This window comes from Polaribacter sp. P097, assembly GCF_036864555.1.
Lineage (GTDB): Bacteria > Bacteroidota > Bacteroidia > Flavobacteriales > Flavobacteriaceae > Polaribacter.
The window spans coordinates 229,706-252,720 of sequence record NZ_JAZETJ010000002.1; the positions used below are offsets into that span (position 1 = coordinate 229,706).

Consider the following 23,015-nt stretch of genomic DNA (forward strand, 5'->3'; position numbering starts at 1 on the left):
TATTTATAAAACAAAAAATAGTCCAAACAAAATTATATAATTCATGGCAAAAACAACTGAAAACAATCAAGAACCAGTTGCTAATCAGCAGATTGATACTAGAATAGCTGCAGTAAGAGATCTTATTTTTGGTGAAAATATTCAACAATACAATTCTGAATTTGAAGATGTTTACAACAGAATCAAATCATTAGAGGAAGCTTCACAAAAAAGTTTAGCAGATTCTGTAGCTAGCATAGAAAGTAAATTGGCTGATTTAGAAAGTTTGGTAGATCATAAATTTCAAGATTTAAATGATGATTTAGATAAGAAATTAGCTGATTTAGATGATGAAAAAGCAGATAGAAGAAAATTAGGTAAAGCCTTAGAGAAAATTGCATTGATGTTGCAAGAATAAATGGAAGAAACGACTTTAGACCATAAAGCAGAAAATCGTTTTGAATTACTTAAAGAACTTTTATTAACAGAAGATAGGCAAGAATTTGAATCTTTAAGACTAAAATATTTAGAGAAAGATCAAATTAAAAAAGAGGTAAAACCTGTTATTGATGAACAGATTAAAGACCTAAAAGATAACTTTCCTCTTCATTTTGGAGACCAAGTTACAAATGCTATTAAAGTTCAAATAAGAGAATCTCAAGACGAAGTTGTAGAAGCACTTTATCCTATTATGGGTAAATTGGTTAAGAAGTTTATTGTCGCAGAAATTACCAAATTGTCAGATAATATTAATGAAACTATTAATAATAAATTTTCATTATCACATATTATAAAACGATTGTTTAAGGGTAAAAGAACAGATGCAGAAGATGTTTTTCAAGAAGTTTTTGAGCCAACAATTGAAGAAGTTTTTATTATTGAAGAAAATTCTGGCCTATTAATAGGTAGTTACTCTAGAGGAAATATTGCAGATAAAGATATGGTTTCTGGTATGCTAACAGCAATTAAATCTTTTGTAGAAGATGCTTTTTCTAAAGAAGGTCAAGATTTAGAAGATATAAAATTCGAGACTTTTCAGCTATCAATGGCCAATTATAACTCAATTTATATAGCAACTGCAACATCAGGAGTAATAAATAGAGAATTTAAGGAAGAATTGTCTGAGAATATTAATACTTTAGCAGACAAAATATTAAGAGATCGAAGTTTTTTGAAAGATGAACTAAGATTAAACAAACTAATAGAAACAACCCTTATAGAAATCGAAGATTAGCATACAAACTTATAAATGATTGCAAAAAAAGTTTTATTGGTTGGAAATTTTGGAGTAGGAAAAACTTCATTGATAAGAAGATTCGTTTTAAACGAGTTTTCTGAAGACTATATTAGTACAATTGGAGTAAGAGTAAGTACCAAAATTTTAAACGTAGAAGAAGAAGAAATGAAGCTTCTTATTTGGGATGTTGCTGGTACTAGTGATGATGAAAAAATTCCAAAAGCTTATTTCTTAGGTGCTAGTGCTGCCATGTATGTTTTCGATTTAAACAGAGAAGAAACTTATATTAACGTAGATGCTAAAATTCAAGAATTAAAAGAAATATCTGGTTTAGATACTATTTTATTGGTTGGTAATAAGAAAGATTTATTATCAGAAGAAAGAATTGAAGAAATTAGAGCTACATGTCCTTTGCCTATTAACGCAATCACTAGTGCAAAAGATAACGATAGTGTAGAAGAAGCGTTTAGAGAGATTGTTGTTCAATCATTAAAATAAATATATTGGAAGCTTCTAAGATAGACGATATATTTATAGACTTAATAACCGATTTTAGTGGACTTATTATTAAGGTTATTAAAGGTAAATTTTTAGACCAAGATTTTAAACTAGGTCAATCTATTTTTGATACTTGCCCTTTTTTAGAAGTTACTTTACAGTCTTTACCAGATAGCGAATTATTTGTAATTGAGAGCATGCTAATTGTTTCTGAAGGCAGAGAATTCAATGTAGATTTAGAGCTTTTTAAATCCACAGAAAATATTTCAATCATTATTCACAATAGATCTAATGTTTACAAATCTGTAAATCATTTAAATCAAAGTAGAAATGATTTGTATTTCTTAAAAAGAGAAATAGCAGAAAAAAACAAAGAACTTATTAGGCTTCGTGAAATTGCAGATAAAGCAAATTCAGAAAAATCTCGATTTTTAGCAATGATGAGTCATGAAGTTCGTAACCCTTTAAATGTAATTTTAGGATACACAGAGCTAATCAATAAAGAAGAAACTTCTTTGATGGCTCAAGAGTATTTAAAATACATTACCATTTCTGGTCGTAACTTAAAGGTAATTGTAGATGATATTTTAGATTTATCTAGGGTAGAAGCAGGTAAACTTGTTTTGGCAAGCGAGCCAATGAGTATTTCATCTATCATTGAGCAAATAAAAAATAATTATCAAGGTAGTCATAAAGATTTAGATATTGAACTAGAGTTTAATGTTTCAGATAATCTGCCAGAAGAAGTTTTGGGAGATGATGTACGTTTAATTCAAATACTTACCAACTTAATAAATAACTCTATAAAATTTACACCAAGAGGAACTGTAACTACCTCTGTAGAATTGCTTTTTTCTGATACAGATAAAGCTTTAATTTCTTTTAAAGTAAAAGATACAGGTAGAGGAATGACACCTGAACAAGCTGATAAAATCTTTGATGAATATCAGCAAAATAGGTTAAGTGACAATAGAATGCATAATGGAGTTGGTTTAGGTTTATCAATTGTAAAAAGATTGGTAGATGTTATGGAAGGTAGAATTAAAGTAGATAGTTTAAAAAACTATGGTACTACAATTTCTATTGATATTCCTTTTAAATTAGATGCTAATGCAGATTCTAGAATTGCTGGTGTTTCTGATGATAATTCAGCTATTTCTTTAAAGGGTAAAAAGGTTTTAGTTGCAGATGATAACTTTTTAAATTTAAGTATTGTATCTCACATTTTAGATAAAGAAGAAGCAGAGCACACTTTGGTTAAAGATGGTATAGAAGCTATTTCTGCCATGAATAAAAGCACTTTTGATATTGTTCTCTTAGATATTAATATGCCAAACTTAAAAGGTGATGAGCTTATTAAACGTAAAGAAGAAATGAAGCAATCTAATTCAGAGATTCCTTTTTTAGCTTTAACCGCCAACAATTCTAAAGAAGATATAGAAATATATAAAGGTTTAGGTTTTGCAGGTGTTATACCTAAACCATTTACGGCTATTCAGTTTGTAGAGATCTTAAAAAGTCATTTATAAGACTTTCATAGTCTATCTTCAATCCAAATTTTAAAACTATAAAAATTCTGAGGTGCTACTCCATGACCTACTTTATACTCAGAATAAACACTTTGTAAATTTAAGCTATCTAAAAAAGGTTTACTTTTTCTAGCCCAATCAATTGGTAAAACCTGGTCTACAATTCCGTGAGAAATATAGTAATCTGTTTTTATGTTTGTGGGTATGTTTTCTGGTAATAAATCAACATTTATATAACCACTTAAAGCAATAACGTGATTTACTTTGTTAGGATAAAACAAACTTAGTGAATAACTTAGAATAGCTCCTTGACTAAAACCTAATAAAAAAGTTTTATTTGGGTTTGTATTGTATTTTGCTTTTACATCATCTATAAAAATTGCAATTTTATCTATAGATTCTTTAGCTTGTTTTAAATCAGAAAATTTACCATTTACATTATCAAAATTAATGGCATACCATGCATAACCTCCATAACCCATTTCAATAGGTGCTTGTGCACTTATTATTAAAAGTTCTTTAGGTAATTCCTCTGCAAAAGAAAATAAGTCCTCTTTATTACTTCCATAGCCATGTAGTAAAATTAACAAAGGTGGATTTTCAGATTTTACTAATGGTTCTCTAACAATGTGTTCTAGATTCATAATTTTAACGAACTCTAATTTTAAATTTGATTAAACCAATCTTGAAAATATTCACCTACATAAGGTACTAACTTTTCTTCTCCTTTAATAGCGCCAAATAAAGATATTAGCCAGCCAACGAAAAGTAAAATTCCAACAATCCAGCCTGCAGTATCTCCTAAATAAGCATAAACCACAACTCCGTTTAAAAATTGAGCTAAATTCATTCCTATCATTTGTCTTAAGTAAAAGCTAGTAAAATAATTTTTCTTATTCAGGTTCATTACAAACCCTATTACTAATCCTACAATCCAAAAATGACATATAATTGCTGCAAGTTTTCCTTCTTTTATATCCTGTTCGTTATTGATAACTTCCATGTGCCTATTTTAGAGTTAATTGGTTGTTTGCATAAATACCATAAACTTCTCCTTTTAATTTTTTGCCCACAAAAGGACTGTTTTTAGAGGTCGATGCTATATGTTTATCTGTAAAAATGAAGTTGTTATCAGGATTAAATAAAGTGATATCTACCTTATTATCTTCCTTAATGCTTGTAGTTTCTAATTCAAAAATAGCTCTAGGTTTTGTGGTTAAAGCATTTATCAAATCATCTAAATCTAAAACAGTATTTGTAGCAGTGAATAAAGTTTCTAAACCAATTACACCATCTTTAGCTTCACTAAATTCTACTTTTTTATGTTCAATGTCTATTGGATTGTGGTCTGATGTAATGATATCAATCACTCCAGATTTTATACCTTTAATTAACGCTTTTCTGTCTTTGTCTGTTCTTAGTGGTGGATTTGTTTTAAATCTACTATCAAAACCATGTAATTCATCATCTGTAAGTGTTAAGTGATGAGCTGATACACTGCAGGTTACTCTCAAGCCTTTCTTTTTAGCTTCCTTGATTAAATCTACAGATTTTGCTGTCGAAATTGTAGGTATGTGTAGTTTGCCTCCAGTATATTCTAGTAAAAATAAATCTCTTGCAATTTGAATATGTTCTGCTAAAGTAGGTGTCCCTTTTAGACCTAATTTGGTACTATTTATTCCTTCATTTACAATTCCTTCTCCAGAAATTGAATTATTTTTTGGAAAACTAAGTACTAAACCATCAAAATTCTGAGCATACAAAAGTGCAACTTTCATTAAATTATCACTCTCAACAGGTCTATTGTAGTCAGAAAAAGCAATAGCTCCAGATTGTTGCATATCATATAATTCTGCTAATTCTTTCCCTTCACTTTTTTGAGTTAAAGCTGCAATTGGGTATAAAGTTACTCCGGAATTTCTAGCTTTATTAATCAAATACTCAACATCAGATTTTGAGTCAATTACAGGGTTAGTGTTTGAATTTACTGCTATAGCTGTAAAACCACTTTTGGCAGCAACCTTTAAACCATTTGCTATTGTTTCTCTCTCCTCAAAACCAGGCTCTCCCAAAGAAACGCTAGTATCAAACCATCCACAAGAAATATGTAAATTTTCTAATTCAACAATATTAGTTGTATCATCTGCAGAAATTGAATCTGAAATTTTTTCAATGATTCCATTATTAATTAAAATGTCTTTTTTCTGATGATGATAAGGACTTGAAGCATCTACAATAGTTGCGTTTTTTAGAAGCGTACTCATGTTTTATAGAATTTTAAAATCAAAATTTCTAGTAGCAAAGATACAATTGCCAAGGTTAAAAACCATTTCCAAAGCCATTGAACTTCGTTTTTTTCTTTAATTTCTTTAAAAACAGAAGTTATGCTACTTTCTATTTTAATATTCTTATTTGTCTCCTTTAGTAAATTTAAATCAAGAAAATTTAATAAACTCTCTTGTTTAGGAATGTTATAAGCTAAAGTCTGCAAAGTATCTTTATCTTTTAAAACATAGTAAAATCCAGCAGAAACTGGTGTGTCTTTTGTAACGATACTTACTTTGTTTTGGTAGGTTTGTTGTATGGGAATAAAGGTTGATGTTTGGTTAGATATTGTCAAAATATGATCTTTCTCTATACTTACATTTACATCAATCTTGTTTTTTTTATTTAAATAGTAGTATAATTCTGAATTTTGATAACTTAATTTTCCGAAATTGTAGAAAACAGGCACAATTAAGGGTGAATTTAAGAAGTTACTATTTTCTTTGGACAGTGAACTTGATAATAAGTACAAATTACCATTAGAGCCTTTAATTTCTGATATAAATGATAATTTGTTTTCAAAATCTATAATTGAACTACTGTTTGATGCTGTAATAGGGAAGTAGCTATTGACTTTTGGAAATTGAAAGTTCTTTACATTTTTAGAAAAAACATTTTTAAAAAGTGGGTGGTCAAAATTTATCGAAGTGATTTTTAAAGTATCCGAAATTTTCGATTGTAATTTTGTTTTACCAAATTTAGAAAGAAGCAAATTATAGGAATTTAAATTTGAATTTGAATTCGGAATTAAAACTAAAGTGCCTCCTTTTTTAGAAAATGTATTTAAACTGTTTATTAAAATTTGAGGTAAATTTTCTAACTCATTTAGAATGATAATATCTTGATTTTCGAAAGAATTATAATTGGTGTTTTTTGTTGTTGTTGATATAAAATTAAACTCCTCTTTTGTATAGATTTTAGATAAGTATTCTGTATCCTTTCCAATGCTTAAAACATTAATTTTTTTAGCATTGTTTAGTGAAAAATAAAATGAGTTGTCAAATAGAAAAGTATCGTTAAAAGTTATCTCAATTTCACCTAACTGAATTGGTTTGTCTTTGAGTGTGAATTCAATTTTCTTCTGCGTATTTTCTTCTATTGAAAAAGCTTGTTTACTCAATGGTTCTTTGTTGTTAAATATTGCAATAGGAACGTTGTTTTTTGCTTCACCCTGATTTTTTATAATAACATTTACAGTAAGGTTACTGTTGGTTCTTCCAGAAATAAAAACACTGTCAATAGAAAGGTTGGTATTGGTGCTAGTATTCACTTTTATGGCAGAAATATTGGGTGTTACATTTGTGAACTCGTTGATGTAAGTATTCTGAAAATCAGATATTAAAATTACTTCATCTAAATCTTTAGTTTCGGCTTTGTTTTTTGACTGTATTTTTAAAAGAATATTGCTTTTTTTAGCTTCTTGACTATTTATTTTTAATGATAAGAGCTTATTTTTAAGCGCTGAATAGTCTAAATTTTGAAAGAAATTTGAATTAGTTTGTAATGTATAAATAGCATTTTTAGGAGCATTTTCAATTACCTCTTGCACCGAAATTTTAAACAGATTCCCTCTCTCTCCTTTCGTGTTTAAACTAGAAGAATTATCCAAATAAATGAAAAATTGGTTATCTTTCTTATCATTTTTTTTACCTAAATAGGGTTGAGAAAACGCAAAAAGTATCGCTGAAAATAATAGTAATCTATTGGCTAATATTAACCATTTTTTTAGGCTTGAACTCTTTCTGCTTTGTTGCTCTATTTTTTGTAAAAAAGCAACATTTGTAAATGGTACTTTTTTAAATTTTTGTAGCTGAAAAAGATGCACTAAAATTGGTATAATTAAGAGTGCTAGAAAATATAAAATTTCAGGATTTTGGAATTGCATTTACTTAGTATTTTGCAGATTTTCCATTCGATAAACTGTTGCTTATAAAAGTTCTCAAATCATCATTTGCTTTTTGTAAATCTTCGTTTCTTAGATACATCATATGGCCACTTCTGTATCCTTTAAAATAAAATCTATCTCTCATTTTTCCACTAGGATCAGTTTTCCACATCGTATATTTTGCACCAAAATAGGTTGTGGCACCATCATAATATCCAGACTGTATGAGTACTTTTAGGTACGGATTTTGAGCCATTGCCTGTCTTAATCCTTCTCTAACATTATTGTTTCTATTGTCCCAAGGAGAAACAGAGCCGAAAACATTGTATTTAACATCGGTTTTAAAGTTTAGTTCTTCTCTGATGTAATAATTTATGGCTGGTGTAAATGAGTGTAGCCAAGAGGTTATCTCTGAGTTATATTCTGTGCTTGACCCAGATTCTCTTTTGTCTACTCCAAGATATCTAGAATCTAGTCTTCCAATTGTTTGACCTGATTTATCACGTAACAACTCTTTCCAAAAGAAACTTGGAGATACCTCCATATTGTTTTGTAATACTACTTTTGTTTTTAATCCTGAATAATACCCCATTTTTTGGGCAACTGAGTTTTTTTCTAAGTCTGAAATAAATCCTCCTTTTGAAATGGCTGGTAGTAATGTATTAATTGCAAAATCTTCGGCTTCTGGTAAAATTTCGTTTAAGTCTTTGTTTTGCAATTCAGGACTAAGCATTTTATGATACCAAGCAGCAGCTGTAAAATAAGGTAAGTTAATTGCGTAATCTACAGAACCTTCTGTTCTTAGCACTTTGTAATCTGCAGGAGAAACCATAATTACTCCATTTAAATACATCCATTGTCTGTTTTGAAGTTCTGCAGCTAAGCCCATAACTCTTGTTCCTCCATAACTTTCTCCAATAATATATTTAGGAGATTTCCATCTGTTGTTTCTAGTGATAAACGTATTTAGCCAACTTGCAAGGTATTTTACATCTGCATTAATTCCGAAAAATTGAGACTTATCTAATTTTTCTCCTTTTGCTAATACTGGTCTAGAATAGCCAGTATTTACTGGGTTTACATAAACAATATCAGCTACATCTAATATTGAATTAGGATTGTCTTTTACGCCATAAGGTTGCACAGGAAATCCTTCATCATCAATTTTTAGAACTTTTGGTCCAGTATATGCGATATGCATCCAAACTGATGCAGAACCTGGTCCACCATTAAAAGACATAATGATAGGTCTGTTTTCATCATTTTTAACATCGATTCTTTTGTAGTAAGTATAATATAAAGAGGCTATAATTTTTCCATTATCATTCCAAACAGGTTGCATGCCTGTTGTGGCTTTATAAGGTACAGTTTTACCTTTAATTACTACAGAGTTGGTAGTAACAACCATGGTGTCTAAAGGTATTCTATGATCTTGGGCCTGGTAAGAAAAGTGTACAGTTAGCGCTATTAAAAAGATTATTTTTTTCATAATGAATTAGATTAGAGAATCTAATTTATTACAAATAAAAAGAACTAAAAAAACTTGTTAACTACTTATTAAAACTTTTCGAAAACACCTAAACCAAATAACGCAAAGTCATATTTTACTGGATCTTTAGCATCTAATTTGCGAAGATTTTTATCAAGCTCTGTTAATGCTTTCCAATCATTTTGTTTTCTGGTAAGCAACTTTAGTTTTCTGGCTACATTCCCTGAATGCACATCTAATGGGCAAGAAAGGTTTGCAGGATTATGGCTAGGCCAAATTCCGAAATCTACTCCAGCCTTGTCATTTCTTACCATCCATCTTAAAAACATATTAATGCGTTTTGCTGCAGAATTTTTTAAAGGATCTGAAACATGTTTTAAGGTTCTACTTTCATGATTTATTTCAAAAAACAATTGTTTAAAACTATGGATGGCAGTTTGATAATTATTTGAATTATCTTTAATTTTCAGCGCACTTTCTAGCCCATTATGGTTCTTGTAAATATGTTTCAGTGATTTTATAAATTGCTTAAAATCAGTTGAATTGTAGGTTCTGTGAACAAAGTTATTTAAGTTTTCTAAATCTTTTTCTTCGTGATTTATTACAAAATCATAAGGAGCATCATCTAACAAATGCATCATTTTTTTTGCATTTTTGATGATCATTGTTCTGTTACCCCAAGAAATGGTTGCAGCTAAAAAACCAGCAATTTCAATATCTTCTTTTTTATGAAATAAATGTGGAATTTGTATCGGATCAGATTCAATAAACTTTGGATTGTTGTACTTCTGAACTTTTTCGTCTAAGAAAATTTTTAAATCTTTTTTCCTCATTTAACTAGTAAGTTGAAAAAGAAACAAGCATTAAAATAGCGTTATAACAGCCATGCAAAGCCATGCTCCAAATCAAACCAAAGCGTATTCTGATAAATCCGAAATAACCACCAACTAGCAATTGAGGTAAAACTAAAATCGGTGAAAGAAGCAGAACATTGGTAGTGATATCAAAATTTGTGATATGAACTAAACCAAATAAAATGGTAAAAACATAAAAAGCAATTCTAAATTGATTCTTCTTTTTAAAAGCTGTTAAAGGTGCTCTAAATATTAATTCTTCAAAAACTGGGGCTATAATTGCTGCAAATAAAAATATGATGGGTTTAGAAAGTTTCTTCATTAAATCTTCCATAGCATGGTCTTGCATGTCTACAAATCCTAAACTCTCAATAAGAATAAAAAGAGGTGATATTAAGAAACCAGTTGCCAAACATATTAATAATAATGAAATGAATTTTTTAATTCTATAACTAAAATCAATATTTTGGTCTTCTTCAAGAATTGGGTTCTTAAAATAAATAAAAAGCTCTTTTAGAGTTTCGATCATAAAATTATGTTGGGTTATTAAGATATTTTACCATCTTTCATTGTTAATTTTTTATCAGCCATATTTGCAAGTTCTTCATTATGAGTTACTAAGACAAAAGTTTGACCAAATTCGTCTCTTAGTTTAAAAAAGAGTTCATGAAGATTTTTAGCAGAAGTACTATCTAAATTTCCACTAGGTTCATCTGCCAAAACAATAGATGGATTATTAATTAAAGCTCTAGCTACAGCAACTCTTTGCTGCTCACCACCAGAAAGTTCGCTAGGTTTATGGTTTATTCTATGTGACAAACCCAAAAATGTTAGTAATTCCTTGGCTCTGTTTTCTACATCTTTCTTTTCTTTTTTTGCAATAAATCCAGGAATACATACATTCTCTAAGGCAGTAAATTCTGGCAATAGTTGGTGGAATTGAAATATAAAACCTATATGTTCATTTCTAAATTTAGAAAGTGCTTTGTCGCTTAAATTTTTTAAAGAAGTATTATTGATTTGTAACTCGAAATCTTGCTCTTTAATAGGTTGATCTAAAGTACCTAAAATCTGTAAAAGCGTAGTTTTGCCAGCTCCTGAAGGCCCAACAATGGCTACAATTTCTCCTTTCTTAATTTCTAAATCTAAGCCTTTTAAAACTTCTACATCACCATAATATTTATGGATGTTTTTTGTAATTATCATAGGTTTTATATCGAAATACGAATTTATGAAAAAACGGATATACTTTTATTGTATACCCGTTTTTATTTAAAGTTGGGGAACCTTATTTAAAATATTTTCTTCAATTTATTGTAATCAATAAAATATACAAATCGAACTGAAAATGTATGTCTTTGTGATTGTTCAAATAAATTGTCTAGATTTTCAAAAAAAGTAAGCTCAGATTGTGTATCTAAATTAAATATTGAATTTCTATAAAAAGCTATTAATTGACTTCCAGGTGCAAATTGCCAAATGTAATTTAAGTCTAAATTCCAGCTATTGAAGTTTACATCTTCGCCAATATATGAGTTATTCTCATCTAAACCACCTTCACTATTTAAATTGTAATATGCATTATATTTTACATCACTCCAATAATGTCTAAAGCTTAATGATAAAGAAGAATTTGTACTGAAGCTGTATTTTCCTGAAATAGTATTGGTATAACTTTTACGATCTCTCATTCCAAAAATAATATTGTTTGATGTTTCATCTACATAACCTTGATCGTCATTTGTTTTATTATAATTCAAACGATAACGTAATGAAAATTGATTGTTAAAACGATATCTAGGAGCAAGGCTAAACCCAAAACCTTGCTTTGGGTTGTTGGTATAACCTGAATAATATCCATTTGCGTTTAAAGCTAATTTTTTTTGAGAGTTGGTAGAAATATAACCATTAACATTCATTCTTTCTGGTTGTAAAAAATATACTCCACTAGTAGTTCCTTGTCTTGGTTCAAAAAAGTCTTTTTGTTCAGAGCCATAATTTAAGTTTCCACCAAAAGAGAATCTTTTAACAGTTTGTGCATTGTAGTTTAAACCAGAATTGAATCCTGTAAATAAGCCAGAGAAATGTTGAAAATTGGTTTGGCTATAAAAATTGAAATTATACCTATTAAAATTTTTGGTGGGTTGTAAAGTTCGCCAACCTGCATTGTTATAAAAGGTTTGTTGGTCATTACTAAATAGAATTCCTAAATCGTTCGGATTAAAATCTTTGTTTTCAAAATTATAACCTAACTCCCAATACCAATGTCCAGAATTGTATCCAAAACTGTTGTCAAAAGTGTAACCTGTATTTGGATTATTCACATCATCAGAAATATTACTCATTCTAAAAGAACCATCAACATTGTATTTACTATCCTTGGTTTCTATATGCCAATCTAAGGCAGTTACATTTGCATCTCTAAATCTACCATCTCTTGTAACATTTGTATTAATTAAGGATACAGTAGAGTTTTGGTTGAATTGCTGATCTAACACCAAAATATTGTAGTTGGTAAAAGGATCTATGACTTCCTCTCTTACATCACCTGTAGCGTTATCTCTAATAGTTGCATTTGTTTTTTCTGTAATGGCATTAAAAAAACCAATACCTAGCCCTTTTTTGGTTCTTCCAGATATTTTAATTGCATTAATCATAGTTACTTTTCTAGGATAATCTATAATTTCTTCATCAGCAGTTAAAGTACTAGAAACATTAAATTGATCAATTGGGGCAGCACCAATTCTTCTCGAGTAAAATAAGTTGGCAATATTAAAGAGTTCTGTACCTTCAGTAAAAAACTGTCTTTGTTCTGTAAATCGCTGTTCAAAAGGCCCAAGATTTAGTACAACATCATCAAAACCAACTTGACTAAAATCTGGAATTAAAGTAGCATCTAATGTAAAGTTTTCTGTAATACCATATTTAATATCCATTCCAACACTCCAGTCAAACTCAGTATTTCCTTCAAAAGTATTGGTGGTGGCTGAAGCATATGGGTATAAATTTAATCTTGTTGATGGTTTTATGTTTCTAAAATCTTCAATAAGACCATCATATTGTGTCCATCTTCCTACAGAATTATCAATATGCGTCCAAGTATGTTGTTCGTTTAATTTTTCGAGTCTTCTGTGAAAATTAAATCCCCAAGATTGTACAGGTCTATTTGCAAAACGAATAGCTCTGTAGGGTATTTCTATTTCTGCATTCCAACCTTTATCTGTAATTACAGCAGCACTTGCCCAAACTGCACTCCAATTAAAATCTTCATTTCCGTTAGAAATTTTTGCATCTAATTGGTTACCTGTTGCTTGTACTATAAACTCAAAAGGATTTTGGCCATCATCATTTGGGTTTATTGTTATTAGAAAAAAATCTGCAATGGAAAAATTGTCTCTAACTGCAAATTCTTTTGGTATACCTTCAGGATCAGGATCTAGCATTTCTGCAGAAATATATACTGCATCATCATCATAAACAACTCTAACTGTAGTTTGATATTCTGCAGGAACTAAAACTCCGTTTGCAGGTCTAAAAATTACAAAGTCTGTAGCTAATTCAGCATTTTTCCAAGCCTCATCATTTAAAACACCATCAATTTTAGGTGCTTTTGCAACTCTTGTAGTTTTAATTGTTTTTCTTTCCTTTTGATTTTGTGCATTTACCTGTTGCAATAGAAATACTGCAAAAAGAAGCATAGAAATTTTTTGTAACATGTATTTTTTGGTTGATTTGTTGTTACGCTATCTTAAAATTAAAAGGAGGATTTTAAAGTAATTGTAACTATGAGTAAAGACACTCTAATATTTCAAGTGTGACAAAAATGGACTGTTAATTAATTCTTAAAAGCATATTAAAATAATTTTCAGAGGCATTTTCAGTATCATTTTAACAAAATCTACTTGCAGAATTCTAGAAAATAATAAGAATTGATTTTATTTTATTTTTTTTAAAAAACTTTAGTTGCTTTCTCTATTGAATTTGTATTTTTGTTTACGTTTTTTAAAAGGATACAAATGAACTTACACGAATATCAAGGAAAAGAAATATTAAATAGTTTTGGTGTTAGAATTCAAAGAGGAATTGTAGCAAGTACACCAATTGAAGCTGTTGCAGCTGCTAAGAAATTAACTGAAGAAACAGGCACAGGTTGGCATGTTATTAAAGCTCAGGTTCATGCAGGTGGGCGTGGAAAAGGTGGTGGAGTAAAACTAGCTAAGAATTTGGAGCAAGTAGAAAGCATTGCTGATGATATTTTAGGTATGATGTTGATTACACCTCAAACTTCTGCAGAAGGTAAGTTGGTAAATCAAGTTTTAGTTGCTGAAGATGTATATTATCCTGGAGATTCTGAGCCAGAAGAATATTATATGTCTGTTTTATTAAATAGAGCAACTGGTAAAAACATGATTATGTATTCTACAGAAGGTGGAATGGATATTGAAACTGTTGCAGAAGAAACTCCGCATTTAATTTTTACAGAAGAAATAGATCCGTTATTAGGTTTAATGCCATTTCAAGCAAGAAAAGTTGCTTTTAACTTAGGTTTATCTGGTACAGCATTTAAAGAAATGACAAAATTTGTTTCTGCTTTATATACTGCATATATCAAATCAGATTCTTCAATGTTTGAAATTAATCCAGTATTAAAAACTTCTGATGACAAAATAATGGCTGTTGATGCTAAAGTTTCTTTAGATGAAAATGCATTATTTAGACATAAAGATTATGCAGCAATGCGTGATTTAAGAGAGGAAAATCCTATTGAGGTAGAAGCTAAAGCTGCTGGTTTAAACTATGTAGATTTAGATGGTAATGTTGGTTGTATGGTTAATGGTGCTGGTTTAGCAATGGGTACTATGGATTTAATTAAAGAATCTGGAGGAGAGCCTGCTAACTTTTTAGATGTAGGTGGTACTGCAGATGCACAAAGAGTTGAAACTGCTTTTGGTATCATATTAAAAGATGAAAACGTAAAAGCAATTTTAGTAAATATTTTTGGTGGTATTGTACGTTGTGATAGAGTAGCGCAAGGTGTTGTAGATGCTTACCAAAGTATGGGAGATAAGATTACAGTTCCAATTATTTGTAGATTACAAGGTACTAATGCTAAAGAAGCAAAAGAATTAATAGACAATTCTGGAATGGAAATTATTTCTGCTACAGAATTTCAAGAAGCAGCAGATAAAGTTGCTGAAGTTTTAGAAGCTTAATATTTAAGTTTATACAAAATAAAAAACCTCGCTTTTGCGAGGTTTTTTATTTATGAGATATTCTGTTTTAAACTTGCTCTTTTAAAACTGCAATTTCATCTCTTAATTGTGCTGCTACAATAAAGTCTAAACTTTTAGCTGCAGCTTCCATTTGTTTACGTTTTTTACGAATTCTATCTTGTATTTCTTCTTTAGGTAAGTATTGTAATTCTTGTTCTGCAGCTTTTGTAATGGCATTATCATAATGATAACTAGAAACAGCAGATTTGGTTAAAGTATCTTCAATTTTCTTATTAATTTGTGTAGGTACTTTATTATGTTTGGTGTTGTAAGCAATTTGAATTTCTCTTCTCCTCTCTGTTTCATCAATGGTTTTTTGCATACTGTCAGTAATTTTATCAGCGTACATAATCGCCAAACCATTTACGTTTCTTGCAGCTCTACCAACAGTTTGCGTTAACGATTTATTGTTACGTAAGAAACCTTCTTTATCAGCATCCAAAATGGCTACTAAAGACACTTCTGGTAAATCTAACCCTTCTCTTAAAAGGTTTACACCAATTAAAACATCAAACAAACCTTTACGCAAATCTTGCATTATTTCTACACGTTCAAGAGTATCTACATCAGAATGTATGTATCTACAACGAATATCAACCCTAGTTAAATATTTTGTTAACTCTTCAGCCATACGTTTCGTAAGTGTTGTTACTAAAGTACGCTCGTCTTTTTCTACCCTAACTTGAATTTCTTCGATTAAATCATCTATTTGATTTAAGCTCGGTCTTACCTCAATAGGTGGATCTAATAAACCTGTTGGTCTAATTATTTGCTCTACAAAAACGCCTTCTGATTTTTGCAATTCATAATCTGCAGGTGTTGCAGAAACAAATATGGTTTGATTTTGTATGGCTTCAAACTCATTAAACTTTAAAGGTCTATTATCCATAGCTGCAGGCAATCTAAAACCATATTCAACTAAGTTTTCTTTTCTACTTCTATCTCCACCATACATGGCATGTGTTTGTGGCACTGTAACATGACTTTCATCTATTACCATTAAGTAATCATCAGGAAAGTAGTCTAATAAACAGAAAGGTCTTGTGCCTGGTTCACGTCCATCTAAATAGCGAGAATAGTTTTCAATACCAGAACAATACCCCAATTCACGAATCATTTCTAAATCGAATTCGGTTCTTTCTTCTAATCGTTTTGCTTCTAGAGGTTTCCCTATTTCTTTAAAATAGTTTACCTGTTTTACCATATCTTCTTGTATCTGATGAATAGCATCTTGCAATACATCAGGAGAGGTAACAAATAAGTTTGCAGGATATATGGTTAAATATTCAAATTTTTCAATTACAGTATTATTCTCTAAATCAAAAGCTTCAATTTCTTCTATTTCGTCACCAAAAAAATGAACACGATATCCATTATCACCATAAGAGGGGTATATAGTTACAACATCACCCTTTACTTTAAATTTTCCGCTTTTTATTTCAATTTCGGTTCTAGAATACAAACTAGTAACCAATTGATGTAAAAATGTGGTTCTCGATATTTGTTGACCAACTCTAACAGGAATAACATTTTTCTTAAATTCAGTAGGATTTCCAATACCATACAAACAAGAAACTGATGCTACTACCAAAACATCTCTTCTACCTGAAAGCAGAGAGGAAGTAGTGCTTAAACGCAAACGCTCAATATCTTCATTGATTGATAAATCTTTTTCGATATACGTACCTGAAACAGGAATGTAAGCCTCTGGTTGATAATAATCATAGTAAGAAACAAAATATTCCACGGCATTTTCTGGAAAAAACTGTTTGAACTCAGAATACAATTGTGCAGCCAAAGTTTTATTGTGAGCCAAAACCAAGGTTGGTTTTTTTACCTCTTTTACAACATTAGCAATGGTAAAGGTTTTACCTGAACCTGTAACCCCTAAAAGTGTTTGAAATTTCTCATTTTGTTTAACACCTTCAGAAAGTTGTTTTATTGCTTCTGGTTGATCTCCAGTAGGAGAAAATTCCGATTTTATCTTAAATTGCATACTGTAAAAATACGCATACTTAAAGACTATAAAAAATAGAAAATTTTAAAATTGACGTTAAATTTTGATAGGCATTCGAATTGTTTTATTTTAGAGTATGGATTTATTTTCTTCAGAAAAAATTAAGAATATTTTACCATTTGATGGTGTAACCAATTATCATGGTATTGTATTAAATAAAGAGCAATGCGATTTTTATTTTGACGTATTAATGCAGAAAATCAATTGGAAAAATGACGAAGCTATTATTTTTGGCAAACGCATTATCACTAAAAGAAAAGTAGCTTGGTATGGAGAATCAGAATATTCTTACACCTATTCTAAAGTTACCAAAAAGGCAAATCTGTGGATTAAGGAGTTGTTAGATTTGAAAGATATTGTTGAAAAAGAAAGTAATGAAACGTATAATTCTTGCTTACTGAATTTATATCATTCAGGAGATGAAGGCATGGCTTATCATTCAGATGGAGAAAAAATGATGAAAAAAGATGGTGCAATAGCTTCTTTATCTTTAGGGGCTGAGCGTAAATTTTCTTTTAAACATAAAGAAAATAAACAAAGAATAGATATTGTTTTAGAAAGAGGCAGTTTGTTAGTTATGAAACAGGGAACACAAACAAATTGGTTGCATAGATTACCACCCACTAAAAAAGTAAATTCACCTCGAATTAATTTAACCTTTAGAACAATAGAATTATAACTGTTTGTCTATTTTTGCACAAAATATTTTCTTTGGATACTAACAATCAAAAATCTACAAACCTAAATAAGTACATCAGTTCATCTGGAATTTGTTCTAGAAGAGAGGCTGAAAAATTTATTAAAGAAGGTAGAGTAACTCTTAATGGTAAACCTACACAACTTGGCAATAGAGTAACTAAGAATGATATTGTAAAACTAGATGGTAGAGTAGTAAAACCAAAAGATGTAACGATTTACATTGCCTTAAATAAACCAGTAGGTATTGTTTCTACCACAGATGGTAGAGAACCAAATAATATTGTAAAGCACATTAATTATCCTGAGCGTTTATTTCCTATAGGACGTTTAGATAAACCCTCTGAAGGCTTAATTTTTTTAACCAATGATGGTGATATTGTAAATAAGATTTTAAGAGCAGGTAACAATCACGAAAAGGAATATTTTGTTACTGTAAACAAATCAATCACAGAAGATTTTATAGAAAAAATGGGGAATGGAATTCCTATTTTAGGAACAGTTACTCAAAAGTGTTTGGTAGAAAAAGTAAACGATAAAATCTTTAAAATAATTCTTACTCAAGGTTTAAATAGGCAAATTCGAAGAATGTGTGAATATTTAGACTATGAAGTTACCAAGTTAAAGCGAACAAGAATAATGAATGTAGAGTTGGGTTATCTACAAACTGGAGATTGGCGTGAATTAACTGAAGAAGAGATGAATGAAATTAATAAAATGATTTCAACATCATCTAAAACAGAAGAAGCTTCTAAAATTAAAGAAAAGCCTAAAGCTAAAAAGCCAAAAAAGAAACTGGCACCTGCCAAAAACGATTTTAATAAAAAGAGCGCCTCTTTTAGAAAATCATCACCCAAAAATAAAAGAAAAAACACCTCATTTTCTTCTAAAAGAAAAAGGAGGTAAGTAAATCTAAATCCATTTTAAAATTAGGATTTATTTAATTTTTCAATTCTTAAATAGTACTATCTTTGCCCACAATGAAATTCGATTTAAAACTTACAGATCCTAAAAGTCAAGCTAGAGCAGGATCTATTACTACAGCTCATGGAGTTATTGAGACTCCTATTTTTATGCCTGTAGGCACAGTTGGTACTGTAAAAGGTGTTCATCAAACTGAGTTAAAAAATGATATCAATCCAGATATTATTTTAGGTAACACCTATCACTTATATTTAAGACCGAAGTTAGACATTTTAGAAAAAGCTGGTGGTTTGCATAAGTTCATGAATTGGGATAGAAATATCTTAACAGATTCTGGTGGTTACCAAGTTTATTCTTTGTCTGGTAGAAGAAAAATTAATGAAGAAGGTGTAAAGTTTAAAAGTCATATTGATGGTTCTATGCACTTTTTTACGCCAGAAAATGTAATGGAAACACAGAGAACTATTGGTGCAGATTTCATTATGGCTTTTGATGAGTGTACACCTTATCCTTGTGATTATAATTACGCAAAACGATCTATGCATATGACACATAGATGGTTAAAAAGATGTATAAATCATTTAGATGGTTTGCCATACAAATATGGTTTTGAGCAAACTTTTTTGCCAATTGTTCAAGGAAGTACATATAAAGATTTAAGAAGGCAATCTGCTGAATACATTGCAAATTCAGATCAAAAAGCGAATGCAATTGGTGGTCTTTCTGTTGGTGAGCCTGCAGAAGAAATGTATGCAATGACAGAGGTTGTTACAGAAATTTTACCAGAAGATAAGCCTCGTTATTTAATGGGTGTAGGTACGCCAATTAATATTTTAGAAAATATTGCCTTAGGTATTGACATGTTTGATTGTGTTATGCCTACTAGAAATGCAAGAAATGGTATGTTGTTTACTGCTCATGGCTCAATAAACATCAAGAATAAGAAGTGGGCAGAAGATTTTTCGCCAATAGATGAAATGGGTATTACTTCTGTTGATACTATGTATTCTAAAGCTTATTTACGTCACTTATTTGTGTCTAAAGAAATGTTAGGTAAACAAATAGCATCTATACACAATTTAGGTTTTTATGTTTGGTTAACTCGTGAAGCAAGAAAACATATTATTGCTGGTGATTTTAGAGAATGGAAAGATATGATGGTTAAACAAATGGATAAACGTTTGTAATTTGAAGATTTTAGATTGGTACATATTAAAACGATTTTTGGTAACCTTTTTGTTTACCTTGTTAATATTGATTCCAATTGCTATTGCTATTGATATAGCAGAGAAAATAGATAATTTTTTAGAGCATCAAGATTTAGGTTTTCTACAAATTGTAGATGAGTATTACATCAATTTTATAATTTATTACGCCAACACTTTTATGCCATTGGCGTTGTTTATTGCTGTAATTTTATTTACCTCTAAACTATCTAACAACACTGAAATTATTGCAATTAACAATGCTAAAATTTCATTTACGCGATTTTTATTTCCTTATTTTATAGGCGCTACATTAATTACCTTATTGTCATTGGCAATGAATCATTTTGTGGTTCCAAGTAGTAGTAAAATTCGAAAGAAATTTGAACTAACTTATATTAAAAATAAGCGTCAGAATCAAGAGTTTAAATACATAAGCGATTTTAGTTTACAACTCACAGATAGTACCTATATTTTTATTAGAAATTTTAACACGCAAAGTAATGCTGGTTATGATTTTACATCTGAAGTTTATGATGGTTTAACAATGAAATCTAAATTGGTAGCAGACAATATTAGGTATAATGATAAAGATTCTACTTTCGCACTTCAAAACTGGAGGTTAAGAAAAATTTACGATGATAAAGACAGTATATTTTCAGGTAATAAAATAGATACTGTATTTAATTTTACACCTAGAGATTTGATATATAAATCGGCTTTGTCTCAAGAAATGCCTTCTGATGAATTGCTAAAATTTATTGAAATTTCAGAAAAAAGGGGAGTTAAAAATTTGAATGCTTACCTAGTAGAATTTCATAAAAGAACTAGTTTGCCAATAGCTTCTTATGTACTTACCATAATTGCAGTAGCTTTAGCATTTAGAAAGAGAAGAGGAGGTACAGGAGTAAATTTAGCAATAGGTGTAGGTATGATGTTCATCTATGTTTTTCTTTTAAAAATATCGGAAGTCTTAGGTGCTGTAGCAGGTGTTAACTCATTTATATACGTTTGGATGCCAAATATCTTTTTTGGTTCTATTGCACTTTATCTTTATTTAAATGCAAGAAAATAAGCTTAAAAATTACCTTTTACTTCATTTTATAGTATTTATTTGGGGCTTTACTGCCATTTTAGGAGCATTAATCACTATTGATGCTATTCCTTTAGTTTTCTTTAGAATGGGTTTGGCTGTTCTATTTATAGCTCTCTACTTTTTAATAAAGAAAAAGTCTTTTTATTTAGATAAAACAGGTGTGTTTAAGTTTTTAATAACAGGAGTAATTATTGCCACTCACTGGATTTTCTTTTTCAAAGCCATAAAAGTATCTAACGTTTCTGTTGCCTTGGTTACTATGAGTACAGGTGCTTTCTTTACTTCTTTAATAGAACCTGTTTTTTTTAAAAGAAGAATTAAATCCTTAGAATTAATTCTTGGGCTTTTTGTAATTGTAGGCTTATATATCATTTTTAATTTTGAGAGCCAATATCAACTAGGTATTATTTATGCCCTAATTTCTTCATTTCTAGGTTCACTGTTTGCAGTGTTAAATGGCCTGTTTGTTAAAAAATATGATGAGAATAGAATATCTCTTTATCAGCTTTTATTCGGAACTTTATTTGTGTTTATTTATCTAGTAATTAATGGCCAGATAACACTAGAATTTTTTGCTTTACAAAAGATGGATTGGTTCTATCTCTTTGTATTAAGCAGCATTTGTACTGCCTATGCTTTTATAGCTTCTGTTAAGGTTATGAAATACATATCTCCTTATACAGTAATGCTTACCATCAATTTAGAACCAATTTATGCTATTATTTTAGCCCTATTTATTTTTGGTGATAAAGAAAAAATGAATCCAGAATTTTACTTGGGTGCAGCCATTGTTTTAAGTGTCGTTTTAGCAAATGGGGTTATTAAAAACCAAGCAACTTTAAAACAAAAGTTGAAGCGAAAGGTGGGCTCAAAAAAGTAATTCCTTTTGGTGTAAAAAAGCAAATTTTGTAGTATGTTTGTTTATTCTATTAACTAAATCAAAATAACTAAAAATGGAATATTTAGATTTTGAAATGCCGATTAAAGAGCTTGAAGATCAATTAGAAAAGTGTCAGATAATTGGTGAAGAAAGTGATGTTGATGTTACTGCAACTTGCAAAAAGATTGAGAAAAAACTAGTGGACGCTAGAAAAAATATATATAAAAACTTAACTCCTTGGCAAAGAGTTCAATTATCTAGACACCCAAATAGACCTTATACTTTAGATTATATTAAAGCAATTTGTGGAGATACTTTTATGGAGCTTCATGGAGATAGAAATGTAAAAGATGACAAAGCCATGATTGGTGGTTTAGGTAAAATCGGTGATCAATCTTTTATGTTTATTGGGCAACAAAAGGGCTTTAATACTAAAACACGCCAATACAGAAATTTTGGTATGGCAAACCCAGAAGGATATCGTAAAGCTTTACGTTTAATGAAAATGGCAGAGAAGTTTAGTATTCCTGTTGTTACTTTATTAGATACACCTGGAGCTTACCCTGGTTTAGAAGCAGAAGAAAGAGGGCAAGGTGAAGCTATTGCTAGAAATATCTTAGAAATGACTCGTTTACAAACACCTATTATTACAATTGTAATTGGTGAAGGAGCTTCTGGAGGTGCATTAGGAATAGGAGTAGGAGATAGAGTATATATGATGGAAAATACATGGTATACTGTTATATCACCTGAATCTTGTTCATCAATTTTATGGAGAAGTTGGGAATTTAAAGAGCAAGCAGCAGAAGCTTTAAAATTAACAGGTTCAGATATGAAGCGTTTAAAGTTAATAGACGCTATTATTAAAGAACCAATTGGAGGTGCACATTCAGATAGAGAAGGGGCTTTTAAAGCTGTAGAACAGCAAATAGTAAAAGCTTTTGATCAACTTAAAGATTTAACTCCTGCAGATTTAGTGTCTAAAAGAATGGACAAATATGCAGATATGGGTGTATATAAAGAATAGGTTAAAATAATCTAACATAAAAAAAGCGAAATTCTATTTAGAATTTCGCTTTTTTTGTACATCCAATTTTTAGTAAATCCACAGTTGAATTGCATTCGTCT

Annotated in this window: 21 protein-coding genes; 11 read left to right on the forward strand and 10 right to left on the reverse strand. The window is 30.0% G+C overall.

Annotation, left to right across the window (positions count from 1 at the left end):
* Positions 1-43 precede the first annotated feature (43 nt).
* Genes V7R38_RS08320 through V7R38_RS08335 form a run of 4 tightly spaced genes read left to right on the forward strand, consistent with a single transcriptional unit; the run spans position 44 to position 3,243 of the window.
* The gene (locus V7R38_RS08320) at positions 44-397 is read left to right on the forward strand and encodes a hypothetical protein (RefSeq protein ID WP_015480478.1); all 354 of its coding nucleotides are present in this window, start codon (positions 44-46) and stop codon (positions 395-397) included.
* Positions 398-1,213 carry a hypothetical protein gene (locus V7R38_RS08325; protein WP_015480477.1) on the forward strand — a complete coding sequence of 272 codons (816 nt, stop codon included), beginning with the start codon at positions 398-400 and terminating at the stop codon, positions 1,211-1,213.
* A gap of 15 nt (positions 1,214-1,228) precedes the next feature.
* A complete protein-coding gene (locus V7R38_RS08330) occupies positions 1,229-1,714 on the forward strand; it encodes a Rab family GTPase (RefSeq protein ID WP_334057498.1) in 486 nt (161 codons plus the stop codon).
* A 5-nt stretch (positions 1,715-1,719) separates the two neighbouring features.
* Positions 1,720-3,243: a hybrid sensor histidine kinase/response regulator gene (locus V7R38_RS08335; protein ID WP_334057499.1), complete on the forward strand. Its 1,524-nt coding sequence runs from the start codon at positions 1,720-1,722 to the stop codon at positions 3,241-3,243.
* A 5-nt stretch (positions 3,244-3,248) separates the two neighbouring features.
* On the opposite strand, the gene V7R38_RS08340 is transcribed toward V7R38_RS08335, so the two are convergent.
* The 9 genes from V7R38_RS08340 to V7R38_RS08380 form a co-directional block, all read right to left on the reverse strand.
* Complete coding sequence (locus V7R38_RS08340) at positions 3,249-3,887, reverse strand: alpha/beta hydrolase (RefSeq protein WP_334057500.1); 639 nt, start codon at positions 3,885-3,887, stop codon at positions 3,249-3,251.
* Positions 3,888-3,907: 20 nt separating this feature from the next.
* A complete protein-coding gene (locus tag V7R38_RS08345) occupies positions 3,908-4,246 on the reverse strand; it encodes a hypothetical protein (RefSeq protein WP_334057502.1) in 339 nt (112 codons plus the stop codon).
* Between the two features lie 4 nt (positions 4,247-4,250).
* Entirely contained in the window at positions 4,251-5,507 is a 1,257-nt protein-coding gene (locus tag V7R38_RS08350) for a dihydroorotase (protein WP_334057504.1), read from the reverse strand.
* Complete coding sequence (locus V7R38_RS08355) at positions 5,504-7,453, reverse strand: BatA domain-containing protein (protein WP_334057506.1); 1,950 nt, start codon at positions 7,451-7,453, stop codon at positions 5,504-5,506. Before V7R38_RS08355 ends, V7R38_RS08350 begins: the two co-directional genes overlap by 4 nt.
* Before the next feature lie 4 nt (positions 7,454-7,457).
* Entirely contained in the window at positions 7,458-8,942 is a 1,485-nt protein-coding gene (locus V7R38_RS08360) for a S10 family peptidase (protein ID WP_334057508.1), read from the reverse strand.
* 68 nt (positions 8,943-9,010) lie between these two features.
* Positions 9,011-9,775, reverse strand: coding sequence for a TIGR02757 family protein (locus V7R38_RS08365; protein ID WP_334057509.1), 765 nt, complete (start codon positions 9,773-9,775; stop codon positions 9,011-9,013).
* Between the two features lie 4 nt (positions 9,776-9,779).
* On the reverse strand, positions 9,780-10,325 hold the full coding sequence (locus V7R38_RS08370) for a CPBP family intramembrane glutamic endopeptidase (RefSeq protein ID WP_334057511.1): 546 nt from the start codon (positions 10,323-10,325) through the stop codon (positions 9,780-9,782).
* Positions 10,326-10,342: 17 nt separating this feature from the next.
* Complete coding sequence (locus V7R38_RS08375; RefSeq protein ID WP_334057513.1) at positions 10,343-11,002, reverse strand: ABC transporter ATP-binding protein; 660 nt, start codon at positions 11,000-11,002, stop codon at positions 10,343-10,345.
* An 86-nt stretch (positions 11,003-11,088) separates the two neighbouring features.
* Entirely contained in the window at positions 11,089-13,512 is a 2,424-nt protein-coding gene (locus tag V7R38_RS08380) for a DUF5916 domain-containing protein (RefSeq protein ID WP_334057515.1), read from the reverse strand.
* A gap of 300 nt (positions 13,513-13,812) precedes the next feature.
* Here V7R38_RS08380 and sucC point away from each other — a divergent pair, with 300 nt between their 5' ends.
* Positions 13,813-15,009, forward strand: a complete 1,197-nt coding sequence (gene sucC / locus V7R38_RS08385; protein WP_015480465.1) for an ADP-forming succinate--CoA ligase subunit beta — start codon at positions 13,813-13,815, stop codon at positions 15,007-15,009.
* A gap of 67 nt (positions 15,010-15,076) precedes the next feature.
* On the opposite strand, the gene uvrB is transcribed toward sucC, so the two are convergent.
* The gene (uvrB, locus tag V7R38_RS08390; RefSeq protein ID WP_334057517.1) at positions 15,077-17,065 is read right to left on the reverse strand and encodes an excinuclease ABC subunit UvrB; all 1,989 of its coding nucleotides are present in this window, start codon (positions 17,063-17,065) and stop codon (positions 15,077-15,079) included.
* A gap of 97 nt (positions 17,066-17,162) precedes the next feature.
* On the opposite strand from uvrB, the gene V7R38_RS08395 reads away from it, so the two are divergent.
* The 6 genes from V7R38_RS08395 to V7R38_RS08420 all read left to right on the forward strand — a co-directional run bounded on the left by V7R38_RS08395 (position 17,163) and on the right by V7R38_RS08420 (position 22,914).
* The gene (locus V7R38_RS08395) at positions 17,163-17,765 is read left to right on the forward strand and encodes an alpha-ketoglutarate-dependent dioxygenase AlkB family protein (protein ID WP_015480463.1); all 603 of its coding nucleotides are present in this window, start codon (positions 17,163-17,165) and stop codon (positions 17,763-17,765) included.
* A gap of 32 nt (positions 17,766-17,797) precedes the next feature.
* On the forward strand, positions 17,798-18,688 hold the full coding sequence (gene rluF, locus V7R38_RS08400) for a 23S rRNA pseudouridine(2604) synthase RluF (protein WP_334057520.1): 891 nt from the start codon (positions 17,798-17,800) through the stop codon (positions 18,686-18,688).
* 74 nt (positions 18,689-18,762) lie between these two features.
* On the forward strand, positions 18,763-19,893 hold the full coding sequence (tgt, locus tag V7R38_RS08405; RefSeq protein ID WP_334057522.1) for a tRNA guanosine(34) transglycosylase Tgt: 1,131 nt from the start codon (positions 18,763-18,765) through the stop codon (positions 19,891-19,893).
* 1 nt (position 19,894) lies between these two features.
* Positions 19,895-20,986, forward strand: a complete 1,092-nt coding sequence (locus V7R38_RS08410; RefSeq protein WP_187288766.1) for an LptF/LptG family permease — start codon at positions 19,895-19,897, stop codon at positions 20,984-20,986.
* A complete protein-coding gene (locus tag V7R38_RS08415; protein ID WP_334057525.1) occupies positions 20,973-21,887 on the forward strand; it encodes a DMT family transporter in 915 nt (304 codons plus the stop codon). The genes V7R38_RS08410 and V7R38_RS08415 overlap by 14 nt, the downstream gene beginning before the upstream one ends.
* A gap of 73 nt (positions 21,888-21,960) precedes the next feature.
* A complete protein-coding gene (locus tag V7R38_RS08420; RefSeq protein ID WP_334057529.1) occupies positions 21,961-22,914 on the forward strand; it encodes an acetyl-CoA carboxylase carboxyltransferase subunit alpha in 954 nt (317 codons plus the stop codon).
* Positions 22,915-23,015 lie beyond the last annotated feature (101 nt).